Origin of the sequence: Streptodolium elevatio, from assembly GCF_040649515.1 — a bacterium.
Lineage (GTDB): Bacteria > Actinomycetota > Actinomycetes > Streptomycetales > Streptomycetaceae > Yinghuangia > Yinghuangia elevatio.
In genome coordinates, this window is the sequence record NZ_JBEZFP010000162.1 from 1 (window position 1) to 19,877 (window position 19,877).

20 protein-coding genes and 1 pseudogene are annotated in these 19,877 nt (G+C 71.5%); 14 read left to right on the forward strand and 7 right to left on the reverse strand.

The window, feature by feature from the left end; all coding sequences use genetic code 11:
* The first annotated feature begins 270 nt into the window (after nt 1–270).
* Nucleotides 271–756: a VOC family protein gene (locus AB0C36_RS37740; protein WP_358363181.1), complete on the forward strand. Its 486-nt coding sequence runs from the start codon at nt 271–273 to the stop codon at nt 754–756.
* A 28-nt stretch (nt 757–784) separates the two neighbouring features.
* On the opposite strand, the gene AB0C36_RS37745 is transcribed toward AB0C36_RS37740, so the two are convergent.
* From AB0C36_RS37745 to AB0C36_RS37760, 4 genes and pseudogenes are all read right to left on the reverse strand, one after another.
* Entirely contained in the window at nt 785–1,672 is an 888-nt protein-coding gene (locus tag AB0C36_RS37745) for a LamG domain-containing protein (protein ID WP_358363210.1), read from the reverse strand.
* Between the two features lie 246 nt (nt 1,673–1,918).
* A pseudogene (locus AB0C36_RS37750) lies at nt 1,919–2,137 on the reverse strand (DUF2510 domain-containing protein); the annotation flags it as partial.
* Entirely contained in the window at nt 2,107–2,580 is a 474-nt protein-coding gene (locus tag AB0C36_RS37755; protein WP_358363182.1) for a peptidoglycan-binding domain-containing protein, read from the reverse strand. The pseudogene AB0C36_RS37750 and the gene AB0C36_RS37755, both read right to left, overlap by 31 nt.
* A 110-nt stretch (nt 2,581–2,690) precedes the next feature.
* A complete protein-coding gene (locus AB0C36_RS37760) occupies nt 2,691–3,596 on the reverse strand; it encodes an IclR family transcriptional regulator (RefSeq protein ID WP_358363184.1) in 906 nt (301 codons plus the stop codon).
* A 90-nt stretch (nt 3,597–3,686) separates the two neighbouring features.
* Between AB0C36_RS37760 and AB0C36_RS37765 the strand changes: the two genes are divergently transcribed.
* Both AB0C36_RS37765 and AB0C36_RS37770 read left to right on the forward strand, forming a co-directional pair.
* Nucleotides 3,687–4,814: an LLM class flavin-dependent oxidoreductase gene (locus AB0C36_RS37765; protein ID WP_358363186.1), complete on the forward strand. Its 1,128-nt coding sequence runs from the start codon at nt 3,687–3,689 to the stop codon at nt 4,812–4,814.
* 106 nt (nt 4,815–4,920) lie between these two features.
* Nucleotides 4,921–5,358 carry an SRPBCC family protein gene (locus AB0C36_RS37770; RefSeq protein WP_358363187.1) on the forward strand — a complete coding sequence of 146 codons (438 nt, stop codon included), beginning with the start codon at nt 4,921–4,923 and terminating at the stop codon, nt 5,356–5,358.
* A 172-nt stretch (nt 5,359–5,530) separates the two neighbouring features.
* On the opposite strand, the gene AB0C36_RS37775 is transcribed toward AB0C36_RS37770, so the two are convergent.
* Nucleotides 5,531–6,241: a M50 family metallopeptidase gene (locus AB0C36_RS37775; RefSeq protein WP_358363188.1), complete on the reverse strand. Its 711-nt coding sequence runs from the start codon at nt 6,239–6,241 to the stop codon at nt 5,531–5,533.
* 65 nt (nt 6,242–6,306) lie between these two features.
* Between AB0C36_RS37775 and AB0C36_RS37780 the strand changes: the two genes are divergently transcribed.
* The 5 genes from AB0C36_RS37780 to AB0C36_RS37800 all read left to right on the forward strand — a co-directional run bounded on the left by AB0C36_RS37780 (nt 6,307) and on the right by AB0C36_RS37800 (nt 12,106).
* Entirely contained in the window at nt 6,307–7,251 is a 945-nt protein-coding gene (locus AB0C36_RS37780; RefSeq protein ID WP_358363190.1) for a DUF7064 domain-containing protein, read from the forward strand.
* 209 nt (nt 7,252–7,460) lie between these two features.
* Entirely contained in the window at nt 7,461–8,456 is a 996-nt protein-coding gene (locus AB0C36_RS37785) for a heme/hemin ABC transporter substrate-binding protein (protein ID WP_358363192.1), read from the forward strand.
* Nucleotides 8,457–8,869: 413 nt separating this feature from the next.
* Nucleotides 8,870–9,994, forward strand: coding sequence for a FecCD family ABC transporter permease (locus AB0C36_RS37790; RefSeq protein ID WP_435839193.1), 1,125 nt, complete (start codon nt 8,870–8,872; stop codon nt 9,992–9,994).
* On the forward strand, nt 9,991–10,851 hold the full coding sequence (locus tag AB0C36_RS37795; RefSeq protein ID WP_358363195.1) for a heme ABC transporter ATP-binding protein: 861 nt from the start codon (nt 9,991–9,993) through the stop codon (nt 10,849–10,851). Before AB0C36_RS37790 ends, AB0C36_RS37795 begins: the two co-directional genes overlap by 4 nt.
* 106 nt (nt 10,852–10,957) lie before the next feature.
* Nucleotides 10,958–12,106 (forward strand): PP2C family protein-serine/threonine phosphatase, encoded by a 1,149-nt coding sequence (locus AB0C36_RS37800; RefSeq protein ID WP_358363197.1) that lies wholly within the window; start codon nt 10,958–10,960, stop codon nt 12,104–12,106.
* A gap of 49 nt (nt 12,107–12,155) precedes the next feature.
* Here AB0C36_RS37800 and AB0C36_RS37805 read toward each other — a convergent pair whose 3' ends face one another.
* Nucleotides 12,156–13,082: an alpha/beta hydrolase gene (locus AB0C36_RS37805; RefSeq protein ID WP_358363198.1), complete on the reverse strand. Its 927-nt coding sequence runs from the start codon at nt 13,080–13,082 to the stop codon at nt 12,156–12,158.
* A gap of 359 nt (nt 13,083–13,441) precedes the next feature.
* Between AB0C36_RS37805 and AB0C36_RS37810 the strand changes: the two genes are divergently transcribed.
* Nucleotides 13,442–15,019 (forward strand): APC family permease, encoded by a 1,578-nt coding sequence (locus AB0C36_RS37810; RefSeq protein WP_358363199.1) that lies wholly within the window; start codon nt 13,442–13,444, stop codon nt 15,017–15,019.
* Between the two features lie 124 nt (nt 15,020–15,143).
* On the opposite strand, the gene AB0C36_RS37815 is transcribed toward AB0C36_RS37810, so the two are convergent.
* Nucleotides 15,144–15,749: an LURP-one-related/scramblase family protein gene (locus AB0C36_RS37815; RefSeq protein ID WP_358363201.1), complete on the reverse strand. Its 606-nt coding sequence runs from the start codon at nt 15,747–15,749 to the stop codon at nt 15,144–15,146.
* 62 nt (nt 15,750–15,811) lie between these two features.
* On the opposite strand from AB0C36_RS37815, the gene AB0C36_RS37820 reads away from it, so the two are divergent.
* The 5 genes from AB0C36_RS37820 (at nt 15,812) to AB0C36_RS37840 (ending at nt 19,786) form a co-directional block, all read left to right on the forward strand.
* The gene (locus tag AB0C36_RS37820; RefSeq protein ID WP_358363203.1) at nt 15,812–16,444 is read left to right on the forward strand and encodes a helix-turn-helix domain-containing protein; all 633 of its coding nucleotides are present in this window, start codon (nt 15,812–15,814) and stop codon (nt 16,442–16,444) included.
* Between the two features lie 33 nt (nt 16,445–16,477).
* On the forward strand, nt 16,478–16,600 hold the full coding sequence (locus AB0C36_RS37825; RefSeq protein WP_358363205.1) for a hypothetical protein: 123 nt from the start codon (nt 16,478–16,480) through the stop codon (nt 16,598–16,600).
* A 150-nt stretch (nt 16,601–16,750) separates the two neighbouring features.
* The gene (locus AB0C36_RS37830; protein WP_358363207.1) at nt 16,751–17,443 is read left to right on the forward strand and encodes a nucleotidyltransferase domain-containing protein; all 693 of its coding nucleotides are present in this window, start codon (nt 16,751–16,753) and stop codon (nt 17,441–17,443) included.
* 83 nt (nt 17,444–17,526) lie between these two features.
* On the forward strand, nt 17,527–18,396 hold the full coding sequence (locus tag AB0C36_RS37835; protein ID WP_358363212.1) for an AAA family ATPase: 870 nt from the start codon (nt 17,527–17,529) through the stop codon (nt 18,394–18,396).
* A 4-nt stretch (nt 18,397–18,400) separates the two neighbouring features.
* Nucleotides 18,401–19,786, forward strand: coding sequence for a vWA domain-containing protein (locus AB0C36_RS37840; protein WP_358363208.1), 1,386 nt, complete (start codon nt 18,401–18,403; stop codon nt 19,784–19,786).
* Nucleotides 19,787–19,877: the final 91 nt, after the last annotated feature.

A 19,877-nucleotide genomic window follows, 5' to 3' on the forward strand; every position in this document is an offset into this window, starting at 1 on the left:
AAGCCTGGGGCACCGCCGGCGCCGTCGCCGTCATCGCCCTCATCGCCTGGAACTTCCTCTACTTCTACCCGATCTACACCGGCACCACGATCCCGACGACGGACTGGCACGACCGATTGTGGTGGCCGACGTGGACGTGATCCGGGGCACCTGATGCGGCGCACTCGATCCGGCTGACCTGACGGGCGGTCATCAGGAATCAACCTTTCCTATTAGCCGCCTACTGTCGTTCTCGGACAGCAGCACTGGCTACGTCAGGAAGGCGCTCGCATGCCGGTCGCACACAAGCCCGAGGGCTACACCGCGGTCACCCCGTGGATCATTTCGCGGGACACCGCCGGACTGCTGGCGTGGATGGCCGAGGCCTTCGGCGCCGAGGAGATCGGCCGGTTCGTGGGCCCGGACGGCAGCATCGGGCACGCCGAGACCCGCGTCGGCGACGCGATCGTCATGGCCTTCGACGCCCCGCCCGACTGGGCGCCGACCCCGGCGTTCCTGCGCCTGTACGTCGAGGACGCGCACGCGGTGCACGCGGCGGCGGTCGAGGCGGGCGGCGTTTCCGTCACCGAGGTCACCCACCTGTTCTTCGGCGACCTGGTCGGCCGCGTACGCGACCCCTTCGGCAATCTCTGGTGGATCCAGACCCACATCGAAGACGTGACCGAGGAGGAGGTCGCCCGCCGGCTGTCCGACCCGGTGTTCACCGAGGCCATGGCGTACGTCCAAGGCGCACGCATCGTCGAAGGCGACGCGTGAGCGGCTGAACTCCCGCCCGGCACCCGCGCTATCGCTGGGTGCCGGCGAGGGCGGCCACTTCCGCGGCGGACAGGGTGCGGTCGAACACCTGCACGTCGGCCACCGATCCGTTCAGGCGGTCGACGCCGCTCGTGGCGCGTCCGATCGTGAGGGGGCCGGCCGCCTTCCACGACTTCGCGGCCACGGCGGAGCCCTGCGCGACGCCGTCGACGTACAGCGTCATCTGGCCGGTGGATGCGTCATACACCGCGGCCAGGCTGGTCCAGGCACCGATCTTCGCGGGCTGCGACGCGGCGGCCGTGTACCACTGCGCGGGGTTGGCGGCGTCTTCCGACGTGCGTACGAACGCCCATGTGCGCGCGTCCTTGTTGTAGTGCAGGTAGAAGCCGCTGACCTGGGTGCCGTCCTGGGCGACGATCGTCTGGTGCGCCTTGGTCTCGGTGACCTTCGCCCAGGCGGCGATCGTGAAGCTCCGGGTCGTGTCGACGACGGGCTCGCGCGTCTGGATCGAGCCGCCGCCCGCGAAGAACGCGCTGCCCGACTGCTCGGGCGACCAGGTGACGATCCCGGAGGTGGTGCCGTGGAAGCGTTCCCCGGTGTCCGCGGCGCCCTGGTCGAGCTCCCAGTGGGCGACGGCATCCGCCGGCACGGCGACCGGAGGTGCCGCAGCGGGGGCGGTGGGTGCGGGAGTCGCCCCGGGGGCGGGGACCGCGTTCGAGGCGGCGGGGCCGCCGGACGGGTCGGCGGAGCCGGAGGCGACGGGCGGGGACGCGTCGGCACCGGGCGACTTCTCGTCGTCGTCGCCCGACGCGCCGAACAGGAAGCCGAAGACGGTCGCGGCGATCGCCACGACACCGAAGGAGACGGCCGCCCCGATGCGCTTCTTGCGACGGTCCGGATCGACGACCTCGAACACCACCCGTTGCGGAGGCGGTGCCGGAGCGGGTTCCGAGGACGCCAAGGCCGCGGCGGCAGGCCACACGGAATCGGGGGCGGCGGTCGGAGCCGGGGCGGCCGGACCTGAGCCGACCGGGCCCGTGTCGGCCGGAACAGGCGTGGACGGCACCGGAGTTGACGGCGCATCAGCGGATCCCGCGGGCGCTCCGTCGGCGGGCGTCGACCCGTCGCCGACGGACGCGACCCCTTCGCCTTCGGCCCCGATGGGCCGCGTCTCGTCGGTCCACGCAGAGCCGTCCCACCACCGCGCGGTGCCCGTGTACCCGTGTGGGTCCTCGTACCATCCCGCAGGCTTTGCCCCCGTTGTCATGGGCATCGAGCCTACGGGCTGAACAGGCCGTCGCATATGGGGGCTTGGCGCGATCCCGCGGCCACTGGCCGGAATGCGCGGGGCTACCAGAAGGACGGGACTTCGTACCAGCATCCGACCGACTTCCAGGCGCCCTCGCCGGACCCGAGGTCGATGACGGTGTGCATCACGCTGCCGACGAACGGATCCACGACGCCGTCCTGCGGCAACCCGAGCAGCCGCTCGAAGCGCTTGGTGTCGGCGGTGGTCTCGGGCCCGTAGACGGCGTCCGGGTAGAAGTCGCTGAACCCGACGGAGTAATAGAACGCCTGGACGCACTGCGCGCCGAATCCGGTGGCGCTCGGACCGATGTCCGGCAGTCCGGGTGCGGCGTGCGCGGGAGCGAAGGCGCCGGACGCGCCCACCGCGAACAGCGCGGCCGCGGCGGCGCCCGCCACTCGTCCGCGCGCCCCACCGTGCCGCCGGCGGTCGGGGGCCTGTTCGCGCGCTCGGTCGGGTGCGCGGGTTGCGGAGTCGGTTGCGGAGTGCGGTGTTCGGGGCGTGATCGCGGGGTCCACCGTGTGCTCCTCTCCGGGGCCATGCGGCCCCGTCCCGGAAGCAGCGTGCGGGCGCCGGACGGCGTACGGAAGGAGCTATGCCGGATCGGTCGGGTTCCCGGCGCCGCGCGTCACTCGAAGTACGTGTCCGGTGTCCGTCCGCCGGTCTGCTTGGTGACGAGGCGTGCGGTGGCCGCCAACCGGTCGCCGTGGGCGGTGACCTGACGGCCCGTGACCTGGCGCAGGCCGTTCAGCGTCATGGCGAGGGCGACCTGTCCCCGGGCGTCGAAGACCGGCGCCACGATGGTGGTGATGTCGTACGTCGCCTCGGCCTCCACCCCCACCAGCTCGTAGTCCTCCTCGCCCAGCGCCGCCGCCAGTTCGGCCAGGCGGTCGCGCAACCTCGGTGCCTCGCGCGGGCGGTCGGCGAGGCGTTCCAGGGTGGCGCCGATCTCGGTGCGCGTCGGGCTCTCGACCGTGATGGAGTACCCCCGCTCGCGCACCGCCGCGAGGGTGACCGGCAGGTGGATGCGGGCGGTGGCCTGCATGCGCCGGTCGAGGCGGCCCAGCCACGCGTCCACCTCGTGGGGCGGCGACCACGCGAAGAACACCTGGCCGAGCGGTGGTACCAGCGGCATGCGCTGGCCCACGCGTACGTCGGCGGACGACAGTTGCGGGCGCCCCTCCACCGCGAGGATCACCAACTCGTCGCCCACCGACACGCTGATGATCGCCTCGGTGCTGAACTCCTCGGCCAGCGGCCGCATTTCGCCGCGGGCCAGGTCGACGGCCCGGTTGCTGCGCAGCGCCGCGTCGCCGACCGCGACCAGCGACGGGCCCAGTTCGTACGTCTTGCGCCGCGGGTGCCGCACCAGGTACCCGGCGTCCTCCAGCGACTGGAGCACCGACAGCGCCGAGGCGAGGTTGATGCCCAGGGACGCCGACAGTTCCGAGAGCGTGAACGCGCCGCCGGGATGCGCCGCGAAGAAGTTGAGGATCTCGATCGCCCGGCTGGCGGCGAGCGCGGGACGAACCATGGCGGCCCCCTTGTGACCTGGGCGACATCGCGCCAAACTCATTATCGGATTTCGAATCAGTTTTCAGAATATCAAAAAGTGGAGCGTCACATGAAGCTCGACGTGTTGTACGAGGTCGACGTCCCCCGGCCCTGGCACGGGGATCACCCCTACGGCCAGCGGCGGGAGGAGCAGCGGGCGTACCGCGAGGCGGTCGAGCAGATCCGACTGGCCGACCGGATGGGCTTCAACACGATCTGGGCGGTGGAGCACCACTTCCGCGAGGGGCGCTCGCACATGCCGGCGTCCGAGGTGTTCCTCGGCCATCTCGCGGGGCTGACCGAGCAGATCCGGATGGGCTTCGGCGTCACCCTCACGCCGTTCGGGTTCACGCCGCCGCAGCGCATCGCGGAGAAGGTCGCGACGGTCGACATCCTGTCGAACGGCCGCGTCGAGTGGGGGACCGGGCGCTCGACGCCGATGGAGCAGACCGCGTTCGGCGTGGACATCGCCAAGTCGCGCGACGACTGGCGCGAGGCGATCGAGATCGTGTGCGGCATGTGGCGCGAGGAGTACTTCGAGTACGAGTCGGAGCGCTTCCGGTTCCCGCGCCGCATGGTGACGCCCAAGCCGTTCCAGGACCCGCATCCGCCCGCGTGGATGGCCGCGACGTCGCAGGGCTCGGCGGAGGTCGCCGGGTCCAACGGGCTCGGCATGCTGTCGTTCTCGATCATGCAGCCGCTGGAGACGATGGCCGCGCAGGTGGCCGCGTACCGCAAGGCCGCGGAGACCGCGACGCCGCTGACGGACGTGACGACGAACAAGGTCGCGGCGTACACCCTCGTGCACACCACGGGCAGCAAGCAGGTGTCGCAGAAGGTCTGGGACTCGGTGGCGTGGTGGTACAAGAACCTCGCGATGTTCACGCTCGAATGGGAGCTTCCGCACCTGGGCAAGGAGGAGCGGGACAAGACCTTCCCGCTCCTCAAGCCGCTGTTCGAGGGCGAGGTGCCGGTCGAGACGTTCGACGCCGCCGACATGATCGTCATCGGCGACGTGGACACCTGCGTCAAGAAGATGAAGCGGTACGCGGACCTCGGCGTCGACGAGCTGATCTGCTACGTGCAGTGGGGCTACCTCGATCACCAGGACATCCTCAAGACCATCGAGATCCTCGGCAAAGAGGTCATCCCGGAACTCGACCGCTACACCCCCAAGGTGCAGCCGCCGACGAGCTGAACCGGGACGGGATTCGGACCCGGACGGACCGAGGTGGTTTGCTGTTCGCCACCAAGAGCCCGCGCCGCGCCGCGGCCGGGCGTTCGTCCGAGTTCGAGGAGTGGTCATGGGGCAGGTCAACGCGGATGCTTCGCGCGACGTCGAGGGTGAGCCGGAGGCGGTCTTCGCGGCGCTCGTCGACTACGCCGCGACCCGTCCGAAGCTGTTGACCGAGCACTTCTCCGACTACGAGGTTCGCGAGGGCGGCCAGGGCGCGGGCACCGTCGTGCACTGGAAGCTCCAGGCCACCAAGAAGCGTTCGCGCGAGTGCCTGTTCGACGTGACGCAGCCCGCCGACCTCACGCTCGTGGAGACCGACCGCAACTCCACGATGGTGACCACCTGGACCGTGGCCCCCGCGGGGGAGGGCCGCAGCCGGGTCAACGTCAACACGCGCTGGCAGGGCGCGGGCGGCGTCGGCGGCTTCTTCGAGAAAACGTTCGCACCGTCCGGCCTGCGCAAGATCTACGATGGCGTGCTGGCCAAGCTCGACGACGTCGTCTGACCCACCGGCAAAACGCCGTCGCCCCGCCGCGAAGCCGACCGCGGAATCGACCGCGGCTGCGACGGCCGCCCGCAAGCGCGTAGGGTCCGCCACCCGGGTTTCCCGGGTGGCGGGCCCTACGTCGTACGCGCGCTGCCGGAACCGCGCCGCACCCGGCGGTGCCCGCCGCGCGTCAGGCGAGCAGCCAGCCCGCGGCGGTGCCGAACGCGGTGGCCGACAACAGGGCGAACAGCCCGACCCACACGGCACCGGGAATCCTGGTCAGCGTCGCCAACTGGTCGGCGTCGGACCACTGGGCCTGGCGCCGTCGGCGCAACTGCTGGAGCTCGATGACCGGCCGGATGCCGGCCGCCAGCAGGAACCACACCAGCAGGTACGCGAATCCGGCCTGCACGTCCGGTTTGGCGAGCCACGACACCGCGAACACGACGCCGCCGACGACGATGAGCGCGAACGCACCGTAGAGGTTGCGGATCATCAGCAGCATCAGCGCGAGCCACAGCAGCGTGACCCACAGGGTCATGGTGATGTGGCCGTTGACGAGCAGCGCCGCGCCGCCGGCGCCGAGGAACGACGGCGTCACGTACCCGGCGAACGCGGTCAGCACCATGCCGAAGCCGGTGGGCTTGCCGACCGAGACCGTCACGCCGGACGTGTCGGAGTGCAGGCGGATGCCGGTGAGGCGGCGGCCGGTCAGCAGTGCCGCGAGGGCGTGGCCGCCCTCGTGCGCGATGGTGACCACCGTCCGCAGCGGGCGCCACACGGGCCGGTAGAGCACCGCGAGGATCGCGGCGATGCCGGTCGCGGCGACGAGCCACCGGGGTGGGTCGGGCTGGGTGCCGACGACTCGATCCCACACCTCTTGCAGCGACATCGTCTCCACACTCGCTCCGCCCTGCACAGTGCTTTTGGTTGACCTTGACAAGTAGTCGTAGTACTGAGTGCGCTATGACGACGACGCACCCTGACGACGAGTTCCATCCGCCGACGAGCGACGACCCGTACTGGACCGAGACGTGCTGGTTCACGTTCACGGTTCCCGAGCGCAAATTGTCGGGCCAGCTCTACCCCTTCTTCCGGGCGAACCAGGGGGTTGCCGCGGGCGGCGCCTACTTCTGGGACGAAACAGGCCGGTACATCCACGACGCGCTGTACGCCAAGAACTTCTGGCACATGCCGATCCCGGACCAGCCGCTCACCGACATCACGCTGCCGAACGGCATCGCGTACCGGTGTGTGGAACCCCAGAAGGTCTACCAGGTCCGCTACGACGACCCCGACGGGGGCGACGAGATCTCCGTCGACCTCACCTTCACCGGCGTGCTCCCGCCGCACTACCTCGGCGACAAGCACGTGGACCAGCCCGGCCGCTACGAGGGCACGATCGTGCTGCGCGGCGAGGTGATCCCGGTCGACTCGTACGGCTTCCGCGACCGTTCGTGGGGCGTGCGCTCGCAGTTCGGCCAGGGCCTGATGACCTCGCCCGCGCGGCGCGGCGGCTACAGCTACGCGACGGCCTCCGACCGCGACGCCTTCCACGCGATCACGATGGACTTCGGCAGCGGGTGCGTGGCCATCCACGGCTACGTGCTGCGCGACGGCGTGTGGGCCAAACTCGCCAAGGGGCGCCGCGAGGTCGTCGAGCGCGACGACGTGACCGGCTGGGCGACACGTGTCGTGTTGGAGGGCGTCGACGAGCTCGGGCGCGAGCTGCACGCCGACGGGCGGACGGAGAACCGCCTCGGCTTCTTCCTCAACCCCAACCTGTTCACCGTCAACTGCCTCACCTCGTGGACGTTCGACGGGGTCACCGCCTACGGCGAGGACCACGAGAACTTCAGCGCCGCCGAAATCCGAAGCTTCAGTAGGGAGTTCCGCGGCGACAAGGCGTGATGCGGCGGTGACCCGGACCTGACGGATCGACAGAGAGTGGGTTGACGAATCCGTCCCGGGTGAACTTCTGCACCCCTTGAGGGCTTGAAGTTAGGTCATCCTTACTTCTAAGGTCTGGCCAGTGGCAAGGAAAGGCTTGCCTAAGTCCGCGGCCGAACGTAGCGATGACCTACTCGCCGGCGCCACGTCCTCGAAGGGGTCGACCACTCATGCGCATGCGCAATTCCCTGCGCCTGGCGGCAGTCGTCTTGTCCGTCACCGCGTTCGCGACCGCCTGCGGCAGCGACTCCGATGACGACGCGGGCACCAAGCCCGACAGCGCGGCTGCCGCCGGCGCGAGCGCGCCGGCCGCCGGCGACCCGGCCAAGCCGCAACTCCCGGTCACCGTCGACTCGGTGGGCGGCGGCAAGGTGACGGTGAAGGACGCGAACCGCATCGTGCCGCTCAACGGCGACGTCGCCGAGATCGTCTTCGCGCTGGGTCTCGCCGACAACGTCGTCGGCGTCGACACCTCGGGCTCGATCCTGCCTGAGGCCAAGGACAAGCCGAAGATCGGCTACCAGCGCTCACTGAACGCCGAGGGCATCATCGCGCTGAACCCGTCGGTGGTCGTCGCGACGCCGGACGCCGGTCCGGCCGCCGTGATCGAGCAGCTCAAGTCGGCCGGCACGCCGGTCGTGATCGTCCCGAAGGGCGCCGAGCTCTCGGACGCCGCGGTCCGCATCGAAGCGGTCGCGAAGGCACTCGGCGTCCCGGCCAAGGGCAAGGAGGTCGCGGCGAAGACGAACGCGGAGATCGCCGCCGCCCAGGCCAAGGCCGCCGCGTCCACCGGCAAGCCGCGCGTCGCGTTCCTCTACATGCGCGGCAGCGAGATGCCGCCGCAGCTCGGCGGCCGCGACTCGCGCGGCGACATCATGATCGAGGCCGCCAACGCGGTGGACGCGGGCGTCGAGGCCGGCGTCACCGGCTTCAAGCCGCTCACTCCCGAGGCGATGGTCACCGCGAAGCCGGACTTCATCCTGGCGTTCACCAAGGGCGTCGAGTCGGTCGGCGGGCCCGAGGGCGTCTTCAAGCTCCCCGGCGTCGGGCAGACCCCGGCCGGTGCGAACAAGAAGCTGGTCGTGATGGACGACGCCGAGCTCGGCAACCTCGGCCCGCGCACCGGCCAGGCGCTCGACAAGCTCGTCACCGCCCTGCACGGCTGATCCGCCGCGAGGACACGGAAGAACGACCGGGGGAGGGGCGGGCGATGAGCCTCCAGCAGCACACAGGCCGCGACGACACACCGGCGGGACCGGCGGCGGGGACGTCTGCGGCGGACGCCGTCGGCACTACCACGCCCGTGAACGCGCCGGCCGTGCCGGCCGTCCCCTCCGCCGCGGTCCTCCTCGCGATCGGTGGCGAGGAGGTGAAGGGCCCGCGAGCGGCACCGGTGGTGACGGTCGGCGAGCCGCGAACCGCCGTATGCGGGGCGCCCGTTGCCGGCGCCGGGCCCGACTCCTCGGCGCCGTCCCGGGAGGGCCGTCCGACGACCGGCCATGACACCTCGGCCTTCGCCACCCGGAGTCCGGACCCGGCGCCGACGAAGTCGGCCGGTTCCGCGGCAAGTTCGTCCGCCGTGCCCGGTTCGGCTTCGGCACCAGGTTCGGCACCGGGTTCGGCTTCGGCTTTGACACCGGGTTCTGCTTTGACACCCGATGCGCCTTCCGCCCACGTGCGGTGGCACGGGCGGTGGCTGATCCCCGGGCTCTTCCTTCTCCTCCTGGTCACCTGCGTGTTCGCGGCCGGGACCGGCGCGGTGCGCATCCCGGCCTCCGAGGTGATCGCCTCGCTGCTGCACAAGATGGGCTTCGACGTCGGCACCGTCTCCGACCGGAACCACTCGGTCCTGTGGGCGATCCGGTTCCCGCGCGTCGTACTCGGCATCCTCGTCGGCGTCTGCCTCGGCTGCGCGGGTGCCGCGATGCAGGGGGTGTTCGGCAACCCGCTCGCCGAACCGGCGGTCATCGGCGTCTCGTCGGGGGCCGCGCTAGGCGCCGTCGGCGCGATCGTGCTCGGCGTCTCGACCTTCGGCACCTGGACCGTCACCGGGTTCGCGTTCCTCGGCGGGCTCATCACCACGCTGACCGTCTACCTGCTGTCCCGATCCAACGGCCGTACCGAGGTCGTCACGCTCATCCTCACCGGCGTCGCCGTCAACGCCCTCGCCGGCGCGGGGATCGGCCTGCTGACCTTCATCGCGGACGACGCCGAGCTGCGCAGCATCAGCTTCTGGAACCTCGGCAGCCTGGGCGGCGCCAACTGGGACGTCATCTGGGCCCTGGTCCCGTTCGCCCTCCTCGGCCTGCTCGTGCTGCCCCGGTACGCCCGCGCGCTCGACCTCCTCTCGCTCGGCGAGCGCGGCGCGCGGCACCTCGGCGTCGACACCGAGCGCGTCCGCCTCGTCGTGGTCGTGCTGACCGCGATGCTGGTCGGCGCGGCGGTCGCCGCGGCCGGGGTGGTCGGCTTCATCGGCCTCGTCGTGCCGCACCTGATCCGCCTCGTCGCCGGACCGCGGCACGCGCTGCTGCTGCCGGCCAGTGCCCTGCTCGGCGCGATCGTCACGGTCGCGGCCGACCTCGCGGCGCGGACCGTCGCGCTGCCCGCCGAGGTGCCGCTCGGTGTCCTGACGGCGCTGCTCGGCGCGCCGTTCTTCCTGTGGTTGCTGCGTCGTACCCGTTCCAGGCAAAGGGGTTGGGCATGAGTCTGCTCGTCGGGGTGCGCAACAGGTTCACCGCGATGACGGGGCGGGACTGCCCCGCCGTCGAGATCGCACCGGGCACGGCCGCGATCGCCGCGCGGGACGTGACGTACGCGGTCGACGGCGGCACCAAGCTGGTCGACGGCATCTCGCTGGAGGTGCACCCGGGGGAACTGGTCGCGGTGCTCGGCCCCAACGGCGCCGGCAAGTCGACCCTGCTCGGCCTGCTGACCGGCGACCTGCACCCGACCGGCGGCGAGGTGCTGGTCGGCGGCCGCCCGATCGGGGAGCTGGGCGCCCGCGACCTGGCACGGCACCGGGCGGTCATGCCGCAGAGCACGGCGCTGGCGTTCCCGTTCACGGTCGACGAGGTGGTCCGCATGGGACGCGCCCCGTACCCGGGCATGCCGGGCGACGAGAGCGACGACGAGATCGTGGCGCGGTGCCTGGCGGAGACCGACACCGCGCACCTCGCCGAGCGGGTCTTCCCCTCGCTGTCCGGCGGCGAGCAGGCGAGGGTGACGCTGGCCCGCGTACTCGCGCAGCGCGCCCCGCTGCTGTTCCTGGACGAGCCGACCGCGGCCCTGGACCTGCGGCACACCGAGGACGTGCTGCGGCTCGCGCGCGCCCGGGCCCGGCGCGGCGACGCCGTCCTGGTCGTGCTGCACGACCTCAACCTGGCCGCCGCGTATGCCGACCGCATCGCCCTGCTCGCGCGCGGCCGGCTGGTGGCCTGCGGCGCGCCCGAGCAGGTGTGCACCGCGCCTACGCTGTCCGAGCTGTACGGCCACCCCGTCGACGTGCTGCCCCGGCCCGGAACCGGCGAGCTGCTGGTCCTACCGAGGCGCGACGCGGGGTGACCGGCCCACGACGCGGGCGACGGCGGAGCGAGCCGGACGCGCTCCGCGGCCGCGGCCGGACACGCTCCGCGACGACAAAGGGACAAATCCCTATATCGTGAGGTGAGTGAGCACCAAGCCGACCCCCGACCCGCCCGTGGCCGGTCGGCTCGGCACCCCGGCGACGCCGCCCACCGCGCGGTGGGTGTGGTGGGCTCCGTTCGCCGTCATCCTCGTCGACGTCGCGTTCGAGCTCGCCCTGCCGACCAAGTTCGCGTCGGGATTCCTGCTGATCGCGGTGCCGGTGCTGGCCGCCTTCACCCGTCCGGCGCGGACCGTCGCCGGGCTGGTCGTGCTGGCCTTGGCCCTCGAGGTGCTCTTCGCGTGGCGCTACGACCACTTCGACGAACTCCACCATGTAGGGCTCTACATCGCCACCGCCATCATCGGCGCGATCAGCGTCGAACTCGCCCGGCAGCGGCGGCGCGACGCCCGCAGCCTGGTGCAGGCTCACTCGGTCGCCGAGGCGCTGCAGCTCATGCTCCTGCGCCCGGTCCCGCCGCGGCTCGGGCCGGTGCGCGCGGCCGGGTACTACGAGGCCGCCGACCGCCGCGCGCTGGTCGGCGGCGACCTCTACGACCTGGTGGAGACTCCGTTCGGCGTGCGCGTCGTGATAGGGGACGTGCGCGGCAAGGGCCTGCCCGCGATCCAGCACGTCGGCACGGTCCTCGGCAGCTTCCGGGACGCCGCGCACGGCATAGCCGACCTCGCGGAACTCGCCGACCACATGGAACGCCGACTCGTCCGGGACACCGCGGCCGGGCCGCACGCCGCGGCGGACTTCGCGCCGGACACCGAACTGTTCGTCACCGCGCTGCTGCTGGAGCTGCCGCCCGACAGCCGCGAGGTGCGCGTCGTCGACCGCGGGCACCCGGCGCCGATCCTGCTCAGCCGGGGCCGGGTGACCAGGCTCGCGACGCGCCCCGGCGTACCGCTGGGCCTCGGCGCGCTCGCGGACGCGGCCACCGGGGCGACCACCCACCCGCTGGAGCCGGGCGACGTGCTGGTCCTGCACACCGACGGGGTGAGCGAAGCGCGCGGTCCGCAGGGCGCCTTCTACCCGATCGAGGAGCGGCTGTCGGTGCGGTTCGGGGGCCGCGACCGGGTGGACCCGGGCGTATTGGCCGCGTTCGTGCGCGACGACCTCGCGGACTACGCGGAGGGCACGTGTGACGACGTCGCGGTGATCGCCCTCACACGTGCCGATCCGGTCTGACGTCCGGGTACGTCCGACGCGCGTCCGTCACGCGCCCCCCAGGCGGTCCTCAGCCCTTGGCGAGGGCGTCGCGCAACGCCGCGTACGAACTGGCCGCGGCGTCGGCGCACGGCGGCACGAAGTCGGCGAAGCTGAGGAAGCCGTGGCTCAGGTCCTCGTGGTCGTCCAGCCCGGTGGGCACACCGGCCGCGCGCAGCCGCTCGGCGTACGCGACCCCCTCGGTGTGCAGCGGATCCTCGCCCGCGACCACGATGTGCGCCGGGGCCAGGCCGGACAGGTCGGCGGCGAGGCCGACGGCCCCGTACTCCCGGCGCTGCTCGTCGGTGAGCTTCGCGAAGTAGTGCTCGCCGAACCAGGCCAGCGCGGCCGCCGGGAGCAGCGGGTCGTTCGGCTTGGTCGCGTGCGCCCCGGCGTCGAGGCCGGTGCCCGGGTACCACAGGAGCTGGAAGGTCGGCTGCGCGATGCCGCGGTCGCGCGCCATCAGGCAGACCGCCGCGGCCAGCGAGCCGCCCGCGCTGTCGCCGGCGACCGCGACGCGGTCCGGGTCACCGCCGAGTTCCGCGGCGTGCTCGCGCACCCAGGCGTACGCGGCGTACGCGTCCTCGTGCGCCGCCGGATACGGGTGCTCGGGCGCGAGCCGGTACTCCACGGACACCACCACGCACTCCGCGGCCGCGGCGATCTTGCGCGCGACCGGGTCGTGGCTCGCGATGCTGCCGATGCAGAACCCGCCGCCGTGGTAGAAGACCGTGACCGGCAGGCCGGGTTCGGTGCTCGGCGCGTAGACGCGCACCGCCAGGTCGGGCGCGCCCTCCGGGCCCGGGACGGTGCGGTCCTCGATGCGTGGGACCTCGGTCATGACGGGCCGCATCGCCATGCCGGCGTCCATCTTCTCGCGGAACGCGGCCGGTTCGCCCTCGTAGCGCGGCAGCGGTATGGACGCGAAGAACGCGCCGAGTTCGGCGTTGAGCGGCATGGACGGACCCCCTGGACGCGGATTGAAACTGGCACGCAGTGCCAGCTGTGGGGGCACTGTACGGCTTACCGCACGCCACGTGAAGCCCGCCGTGCGGGCTCCGAGGTGCCGCCCGGACCGCGACCGCCTCGGCCGCGCCTGCCGCTCGTGTCGGCGGTCCCGGGCGGCCGGCGGACGGCCGTCGGGAGGTTGTCCGACGGCCTGTGACGTACCTCCCGATCCGACCCGAGGACCTGCTCATCCATGGGACGTAGGCCGGGATTCGCGGCTCCGACCCGAAAGCTGCTGTCCCGGTTTGTCCTTGGAACCACAGGCGTGGCGGTCAATAGTCCGTCAATCCTGATTTAGTCTGTTCGCTTGTGACAGACCAGAACAGCCGTCGGCACGGCGACGGACCCCGCGGCCCGGGCGAGCTCCACTACCAGCGTGAAGCGGACATCAAGGACAAGGGCCTCAGCCCCAACGCCATCGGCCTCGCCGGCAGCGTCGTCGTCGCGATCTCCACGGTGGCCCCGGTCTACACGCTCACGGGCGCTCTCGGGCCCACCGTGCGCGAGGTCGGCACACACCTGCCGGCGATCTTCCTCATCGGGTTCATCCCGATGCTGCTGGTGGCCTTCGCCTACCGCGAGCTCAGCAAGGTCGTGCCGGACGCGGGGACGTCGTTCACCTGGACCGTCAAGGCGTTCGGCCCACGCGTCGGCTGGATGTGCGGATGGGGCCTGGTGATGGCCACCATCATCGTGCTGTCCAACCTCGCGGGCATCGGCACGTCGTTCTTCTACCTGACCCTCGGCAAGCTGTTCGACAGCGACTGGGTTGCGGGCTGGGACGACAACAAGGCCATCCACATCCCGACCTGCATGCTCTTCATCGCCGTCGCCACCGCGATCAGCTACCGCGGCATGACGGTCACCAAGCGCGTGCAGTACATCCTGGTCGCGCTGCAGCTCGCGGTCCTCGCGCTCTTCATCGTCATGGCCATCACCAAGGCGCAGCAAGGCGACTTCGACACGTCGCTGTCGTTCTCCTTCGAGTGGCTCAACCCGTTCGGGATCGACAACTTCGCGGCGCTGACCGCGGGCCTGTCGCTGTCCATCTTCATGTACTGGGGCTGGGACACCGCGCTGACCATGAACGAGGAGACCGCGGGCGGCCCCAAGGTGCCCGGCCGGGCCGCGATGGTGACGCTCGTCGTGATCGTGTGCGCGTACCTGATGACCGGCATCGCGACGCTCATGGTCGCGGGCGTCGGCGACACCGGGCTCGGCCTCAACACCGACGACGAGAACATCTTCGCGAAGCTCGCCGACCCGGTGCTGGGCTCCGGGCTCGGCATCCTGCTGTTCATCGCCGTGCTCGCCAGCTCGGTCGCGAGCCTCCAGACGACGTTCATCCCGGTGGCCCGCACCGCCCTGGCGATGGCGACGTACGAGGCCCTGCCGGCCGCCTTCGCGCGCGTGCACCCGCGCTTCAAGACCCCCGGCTTCGCGACCATCGCGGCGGGCATCGTCACCGGCGCGTTCTACACGGTCATGACGCTGGTCAGCACGTCGGTCCTGGAGGACACGATCGCCGCGCTGGGCCTCATGATCTGCTTCTACTACGCGCTGACCGCGTTCTCGTCGGTGCGTTACTTCCGCAAGGACCTGCGCCGGTCCGCGCGCGAGCTGTTCATCAAGGGGCTCATGCCGCTGGTAGGCGGCCTGATGCTGAGCGCCATCTTCGTCAAGACGCTGATCGACGCGTGGAGCCCCGACTACGGCAGCGGAAGCTCGGTGCTCGGCATCGGCAGCGTGTTCGTCATCGGCGTCGGCGTGCTGCTGCTCGGCGTGGTCTTCATGGAGGTCACCGCCCGGCGGTCGCCGCGGTTCTTCCGCGGCGAGGTGCTGCGGGTGGACACGCCCGTGCTGGTACCGGAGGACGAGACGGTCTGACGCGCGGCGCCGACGCGTCGCGCGCGGCAGCAGCCGTACGGGCCCGCCGCGGGGATGCGGCGGGCCCGTACGGCTTCGGTCCGAGGACCGGTGGAGGCGGCTTCGCGCCCGGAGACGGCCGCGGTCAGCGGTTCTGGATGGCGTCCATCGCGACCGCGACGCACAGCCCGAGGCGGCGGTCCAGCGTCGGGTCGGTGAACGTCACGAAGTACTGGTCCCGCAGCTTCATCTGGCGCTCGATGTGCAGCATCGGGGTCTGCGTGTCGTCGCCCACGAAGTCGAAGTGGTACGTCGGGGCGGGCAGGAACGCGCCGACGTACGGGATGAAGCCCCACACGCGCCGCAGGATCGCACCGAAGAGGCTGCGCTCCTGGCCGGTCGAGCGCTCGGCGCCCGGCCGCTCCAGGTGCCACGTCGAGCGGATGAACGACTTCTTCACGTTCTTGGAGAACATGCCCAGCGGAGTACCGTCGACGGCGGTGACGTCGTGCTGCGCATGGATGTCGAGCATCTGGCGGGCCTTGAAGCGGGCGAGCTCGTACTGCTTCGAGTCGTCCGTGTAGAGGATGACCTCTTCCTTGAGCTTGCCGCGCTTCTGCTGGGCGTAGGCGACGACCTGGCCGTGCGTCCCGTCCGGGTTGACGAGGTGCACGACGTACTGGTTCACCATCAGGCGGAAGTTCTGTCTGATGATGAGCTGCGACTGCGCCTGAAGCAGGGCTATGTCCATCGGGTTTTGCCTCCTGGGCAAGAAAATTGCCAGCGTGGTAGACACGTGGTTAGCGTGATGGTATGCCCGGAACAACGTCCGTGTCGCAGCCCCCGGCCGAACCGGTCTCCGAGACCGCGGCGCCGGGCCTCGGCGAACGTCTGAAGCAGGCCCGGCTCGGCCACGGGCTGACGCTCGAGGATGCCGCCGGAGTCAGCGGCCTGTCGATCGCTTATCTCTCCCGCCTCGAGAACGAGCGGCGCCAGCCGTCGCTGCCCGCCCTCCTCACCCTTGCGCGGGTGTACGCCACGACCGTGTCGATCCTGCTCGGCGAACGCGCCGGCGGCGAGGAGACGGTCATCCGTGCGAAGAACGCGGAGCCGTTCCGCGCGCACGGCTGGACGTACTGGCGGGCCGGCAGCCCGCGGCGCGGCATGCAGGCGCTGCGGGTACGCGTGCCCCCGGGCCGCGCGACCGGCCCGGCCCGCGTGCACCCGGGGGAGGAGTGGCTGCACGTGCTCAAGGGCCAGCTCCGGCTGACCCTCGACGGCACGACGCACCTGCTCGCGCCCGGCGACGTCGCGCACTTCGACTCCGCGATGCCGCATGTCATGGAGTCCGCCGACGACCACGTGCCGGTCGAGTTCCTCATGGTCCACGCGGCGCCCGCGATGGTCGCCTTCACCGCGTGCGTGCCGTCGGCACCACCCCACTGACCGACACGTGCCGCCGCAGGAAAGGACGCCCCCATGGCCAACTCCGAGTCCGAGAAGAGCCGCGAGAACGGCATGTGGATCCGACTGTCGGTCTACGTGCTCGGCTTCGCGGTGATCTTCGGCACGCTCATGATCGTGGCCGCCGCCAACCGCTGAGGCCGGCACGGCACTGATCGCCGGGTCCCGTACCGATCGCCGGGTCCTGTACCGATTGCCGGGGCCGCACCGAGTCGACGCGAGGCCGCACCGCGCGCACCGCGCAAAACCCGTACGCCGCCGCGCGTACCGTGCCCGATACTCGTGCGCATGACCGGGGAACTGCTGGTGGGCGTGGTGGGGTCGACGGCATACGGCCTGGCGACCGAGGGCTCCGACGAGGACCGGCTCGGCGTCTACATCGCCGCGCCCGCGGAGGTGTTCGGGCTGAGCGGGCCGAGCGTGCTGACCGGTTCCCGCGTCACCACGCACCCGGACGTCACCATGCACGAGCTGTACAAGTTCGCCACGCTCGCGCTCAAGGGCAACCCGACGGTGAGCGAACTGCTGTGGCTGGACTCCTATGTCGTCGCCACGGATGCCGGCCGCGAGCTGATCGCGATCCGCGAGGCGTTCCTGTCGACACCGTGCGTGCGCGGCGCGTACGGCGGCTACGCGCTCCAGCAGTCCCGCAAGCTCCTGTCGCGCCACGAGGCCGGCAAGGAGGGCTTCTCGGCGGACACCGCGCGCCGCACGGCCAAGCACGGGCGGCATTGCATGCGGCTGCTGCGCCAGGCGCACGGGCTGCTCACGACCGGCCGCCTGACCATCGACATGTCGGCGCGGCGCGACGAACTCTTCGCCGCCGGCGAACTCGCGGCCCGTGACCCCGAGGCGTTCTCGGCGCTGTTCGACAAGGAGATCGCGGCGCTCGACGCGGTCGATTCGGTACTGCCCGAGCGGCCCGACAGCGGGCGGGTCGAGGCGCTCCTTGTGGAGCTGCGCACGGCGGCCCTCCGGTAGCCGCGGCCCGGGCAGTATCATTTGACCAAGTCAAGTGCACTTGCCGGGTGAAACCGCAGGCCGAGGGAGCCGCCGTGACGTCCTTGTTCGCCTCTCCGGAGGATGTGCGGAGCCGCCTGGCCGAGGGCGAGTACCTGGCCGACGGGCACATCGCCACCACCGTCTTCCTGGCCGACGCCCTCGGCAAGCCGTTGCTGGTCGAGGGCCCGGCGGGGGTGGGCAAGACCGAGCTGGCCAAGGCCGTCGCGGCGGCGACCGGCGCCGACCTGGTACGCCTCCAGTGCTACGAAGGGCTCGACGAGGGCCGCGCGCTCTACGAGTGGAACTACCGCAAGCAGCTGCTGCGCATCCAGGCCACCCCTGAGGGCCAGGACTGGTCCGACACGCACGACGACATCTTCTCCGACGAGTTCCTGCTCGCCCGGCCGCTGCTGACCGCGATCCGCCGCACCGAGCCGACCGTCCTGCTGATCGACGAGACGGACAAGACCGACGTCGAGGTCGAGGGCCTGCTCCTCGAGGTGCTCTCCGACTACCAGGTCACGATCCCCGAGCTGGGCACGGTGAGCGCGATCCGCCGGCCCTTCGTGGTGCTGACCTCCAACGCCACCCGCGAGCTGTCCGAGGCGCTCAAGCGCCGCTGCCTGTACCTCTACCTCGACTACCCGACCCCGGAGCGCGAGCGCGAAATCGTGCTCGCCCAGGTCCCGGGCATCACCGAGGCGCTGGCCGAGCAGCTGGTGCGCACCGTGGCGACGCTGCGTGCGCTCGACCTCAAGAAATCGCCGTCGATCGCCGAGACGCTCGACTGGGCCCGGACCCTGCTCGCGCTCCAGGCCGACACGCTCGACGAGGACGCCATCGCGCGTACCCTCGGCGTGGTCCTCAAGCACGTGTCGGACCAGAACCGCGCGGCCAAGGAGCTGGGCCTTCCCATCGCCGGGCTGGGCTAGCGGCATGGCGCTCCTGGAACGGCACGTGGGCTTCCTGGACGCCCTGCGCGGCGCCGGGCTCCCCGTCTCGCTGGCCGAAGGCCTGGACGCCGCACGGGCGTTGACGGTGTTGGACCTGGTCGACCGGCAGGCGATGCGGGCCGCGTACGCCGCGACCCTCGTCAAACGGCCCACCCACCGGGCCACCTTCGACACGCTCTTCGACCTGTGGTTCCCGGCCGCGATCGGGGACGGCGCGGCGGGGCCGCCGCCCGAGCGGCCCGAGCGCCCGCGCGGCGGACCGCGTCCGCCCGACCCGGTGGCCGACGAGATGCGCGAGCGGTTGTTCGACCTGCTGCTGGACGGCGACGAGGCCGGGATGCGGCAACTGGTGCGGGAGGCGGTGGCGGCGTACGGGAGGTCGCCGGCGGGGGCGCCGCGGCAGACCTGGTCGGCGTACACCGTCGGTGCTGCCCTCGACCCGCGCACCCTCATGGCCGGGCTGCTGCGCGCGGTGCTGGCCGGCCAGGAGCGCGGCGGGCTGGCCGAGCGCACCGCGCGGCGCACCCTGGAGGACCGCCTCACGGCCCTCCAGGACATGATCACCGCGGAGGTCCGGCGGCGGCTGGCCGAGGACACCTCCGTCGAGCGCGTCGCCAAGGTCGCGGTGCGGCCGCCTCTGGAGAACATCGACATCCTGCGTGCGACGCGCGCGGACCTGGCCGAACTGCGGCGCGCCGTCCATCCGTTGGCGCGGCGGCTGGCCACCAGGCTGGCGGTCAAGCACAAGGCGGGGCGGCGCGGGCGGCTGGACTTCCGGCGGACCGTGCGGGCGTCGCTGTCGACGGGCGGCGTGCCGGTGCGTACGTACCACCGCCCGCGGCGGCCGCACAAACCCGAGCTGGTGGTGCTGTGCGACGTGAGCGACTCCGTGTCGTCCTTCGCGCACTTCACGCTGCTGCTGGCGTACGCCCTGCGCGAGCAGTTCAGCAAGGTCCGGGTCTTCGCCTTCATCGACAACCTCGACGAGGTCACCGGCTACTTCGCGCCGGGCGTGGACGTCGCCGACGCGATGAAGCGCATGACCTCCGAGGCGGACCTCGTGTGGGTGAGCGGGCGCACCAACTACGGCCGCGCGTTCGAACTGTTCGCCGAGCGCTACCCGGACGTGGTCGGCTCCAAGACCGCGCTGCTCATCCTCGGCGACGCGCGCTCCAACTACGGCCAACTGGCCCTGCCGGCCCTGGCCAAGCTGGCCGACACCGCCCGGCGCGCGCACTGGCTGAACCCGGAGCCGCGCCGTGACTGGGACACCGGCGACTCGGCGTCCTCGACGTACGACCGGATCGTGCCGATGGTCGAATGCCGCAACCTCGCCCAACTAGCGGCCTTCATCGAGGACTTGGCCTAGGTCGTGTCTTCAAATTCTCGCCGGGCCCGCGAACCGTGGCACGCACGCTCGCCGCGTTGCGGACCTTGCCCGGCCAAACCCAGGCCGAGCT

What these genes read in the sequence shown, in the direction of transcription:
- AB0C36_RS37740 (WP_358363181.1), top strand. Translation starts at nt 271, where the DNA reads ATGCCGGTCGCACACAAGCCCGAGGGCTACACCGCGGTCACCCCGTGG.
- AB0C36_RS37760 (WP_358363184.1), bottom strand. Translation starts at nt 3,596, where the DNA reads ATGGTTCGTCCCGCGCTCGCCGCCAGCCGGGCGATCGAGATCCTCAAC.
- AB0C36_RS37765 (WP_358363186.1), top strand. Translation starts at nt 3,687, where the DNA reads ATGAAGCTCGACGTGTTGTACGAGGTCGACGTCCCCCGGCCCTGGCAC.
- AB0C36_RS37770 (WP_358363187.1), top strand. Translation starts at nt 4,921, where the DNA reads ATGGGGCAGGTCAACGCGGATGCTTCGCGCGACGTCGAGGGTGAGCCG.
- AB0C36_RS37780 (WP_358363190.1), top strand. Translation starts at nt 6,307, where the DNA reads ATGACGACGACGCACCCTGACGACGAGTTCCATCCGCCGACGAGCGAC.
- AB0C36_RS37785 (WP_358363192.1), top strand. Translation starts at nt 7,461, where the DNA reads ATGCGCATGCGCAATTCCCTGCGCCTGGCGGCAGTCGTCTTGTCCGTC.
- AB0C36_RS37795 (WP_358363195.1), top strand. Translation starts at nt 9,991, where the DNA reads ATGAGTCTGCTCGTCGGGGTGCGCAACAGGTTCACCGCGATGACGGGG.
- AB0C36_RS37805 (WP_358363198.1), bottom strand. Translation starts at nt 13,082, where the DNA reads ATGCCGCTCAACGCCGAACTCGGCGCGTTCTTCGCGTCCATACCGCTG.
- AB0C36_RS37815 (WP_358363201.1), bottom strand. Translation starts at nt 15,749, where the DNA reads ATGGACATAGCCCTGCTTCAGGCGCAGTCGCAGCTCATCATCAGACAG.
- AB0C36_RS37820 (WP_358363203.1), top strand. Translation starts at nt 15,812, where the DNA reads ATGCCCGGAACAACGTCCGTGTCGCAGCCCCCGGCCGAACCGGTCTCC.
- AB0C36_RS37825 (WP_358363205.1), top strand. Translation starts at nt 16,478, where the DNA reads ATGGCCAACTCCGAGTCCGAGAAGAGCCGCGAGAACGGCATGTGGATC.
- AB0C36_RS37830 (WP_358363207.1), top strand. Translation starts at nt 16,751, where the DNA reads ATGACCGGGGAACTGCTGGTGGGCGTGGTGGGGTCGACGGCATACGGC.
- AB0C36_RS37840 (WP_358363208.1), top strand. Translation starts at nt 18,401, where the DNA reads ATGGCGCTCCTGGAACGGCACGTGGGCTTCCTGGACGCCCTGCGCGGC.